The organism is Prevotella sp. HMSC073D09 (genome assembly GCF_001814145.1).
Lineage (GTDB): Bacteria > Bacteroidota > Bacteroidia > Bacteroidales > Bacteroidaceae > Prevotella > Prevotella conceptionensis.
Genome location: NZ_KV815009.1, coordinates 1 through 1954 on the forward strand (window position 1 = coordinate 1; position 1954 = coordinate 1954).

Annotated in this window: 2 protein-coding genes; both read right to left on the reverse strand. The window is 52.3% G+C overall.

Annotated features, from left to right (window positions below; translation table 11 throughout):
* Window positions 1-26: 26 nt before the first annotated feature.
* Window positions 27-1127, reverse strand: a complete 1101-nt coding sequence (locus tag HMPREF2955_RS00470; RefSeq protein ID WP_246830019.1) for a PAAR-like protein — start codon at window positions 1125-1127, stop codon at window positions 27-29.
* 9 nt (window positions 1128-1136) lie between these two features.
* Window positions 1137-1954, reverse strand: an 818-nt coding sequence (locus tag HMPREF2955_RS16420) for a phage baseplate assembly protein V (protein WP_070719921.1), incomplete at its 5' end; no start/stop codon positions are given.

Below are 1954 nucleotides of genomic sequence, written 5' to 3' on the forward strand. Positions count from 1 at the left end.
CTATCTATTTATTAGGGTGGGAAACTTTAGTTATAAACTTTCCTTGGCTTATACGAGAACTTTACATCTTTTATTCCGACATCTTCCTCATTCCGGCTTCTTATCCTATCGCCGGCTTGCAAATCTGCGGCATCTTTCCAACCGCTGTCTGTAAGGAAAGGATGTTCAGCTGTCGTCTCTATGATTTCCCCTTCCGTATACAGCTCTATGGTATGATCACTTTCACGGGACATCGTCCGGACGATTTCCTGCAACCCCGTTTCACCGGTCAGTTCGTTATACGACCAAACTTTGTCGCCGACCTTGATTTCCTCAATATTCTTCAGTCCGACATCCGTGTTAATCTTAGTCCCTGCGGGGAAACAGGCAAGCACGCAGATTTTACCCGCCGATGCCTTTCCTATAATTTTGTCGATAGACTTCGTAAAGGCCTTCCTCGCTCCTTTGGCCGTTAATTTCACTGCTGTCTTCAGCCCTGACTTCCCTACCTGTTTGGCTACGGCTCTGGCCGTATGCTTTGCCGCAATCTTGATGCCGCTTTTGGCCGTGCCCTTACCGAGAGAGGAGAGTGCGGCGGTTGCGCCAAATGTGAAAAAGCCAGCGACGTCTAAAGCCAGGAAAACGCCGTTCATTGCCATCATCACCCAATTGCCTTTCCTCCCCTCGCGGAGGGCACCGACAATGGAGCCAACGACGGGAACCATTTCTATGGTGTCAAGCCACCCCCATCCCGCATCTTCGTCTTTCTTAGCCCCTTGCTCTTGCAAGGCTTTGATGTCTTCCTTTGCATCCTCGGGCAACGGAATCTGGCCGCTGGTCACAAACTGTATCTTCCCACCTAGGCTGCAAGGCATCTCCGACCTGAACAGCAACGTTTCTTGTCCTTCTATACGCAGCTTGTAGGTCTTCTGCCATTCCGTACAGCCAGGAACGCAAGGCTTTTGCGTAAGACTGCAAATGCCGAACGTAGGAATGTTCACAAGCGGTTGTTTGTCGAGTTTATTCGCAACAAGGAATCCCTGTATCTTGACGTGCGTGTTGTGAGTAGGGAGGAAGAACGCTGGGGCGGCTCCCTTGTCGCACACCATCAGGGCATCCCTGACGATATATTCCAACTGATCTGCCATAACTTTCTCTTAAACGATGTCAGTGTCACTGGAAGACAATCTCATGCGCGATTCTCCGTCCATCTCAACCTCATCAGCCCTTATCTTCAAGTGTTCTTTCGTGTCCACCGACGAAATTCGAGAATTCAAGGAGAGCGAGTCGCTTTCAGAAGAAATGCCGGCCTTGGCTTTCAAGTCGATACTTTTGCTGTCCGCAATGATTCTGACGTCTTCCGTATCTGATTTCAGGCTGACGGTTTTGAGTGCCGCCATCTCAATAACTCCGTTCTTCGTGCCGTCTTTGCTCACGGAAGATGATTGGAGGCCGATCTTATTGGATGCGTTGAGCATGATGTTGGCGGCATTCAAGGTGATGGTCTGCGGAGCGGTAATGTTGATGCAGGACCCCTTCGTGTCCATATGAAAGACATTACCCTTGGCGTCTTTTAACGTTATCCCCCAATTGCCCTCCTCCATATCATTGAAAGCCAGTGTATGGCCACTCCTTGTTACGATTGTTTTGGAAGCATTTTCTTTTCCGCCTCCCTTACCCGTCCGTCCGTTGAACAGGCTGCCCATCACGTACGGCCTGTTGGGGTCGCCATGCCTGAAACCCACCAGCACGTGGTCGCCCACCTCGGGGATGAAAACGAAGCCGCGGTTGGTCTCAACCCCGTCGCGGCAGCCCCCGCCGTCGGGCGTCATCACGCGTATCCAGTCGGTGTGCATGTTGCCCGCCTGCCAGTTCATCCGCACCTGCACGCGGCCCTTGCCCTCCGGGTCGGCGTTGCTCGTAACGCGGGCCATCTGCGTTTCGGCCACGGCCAGGTCAACGTCGGGAAGGGGAA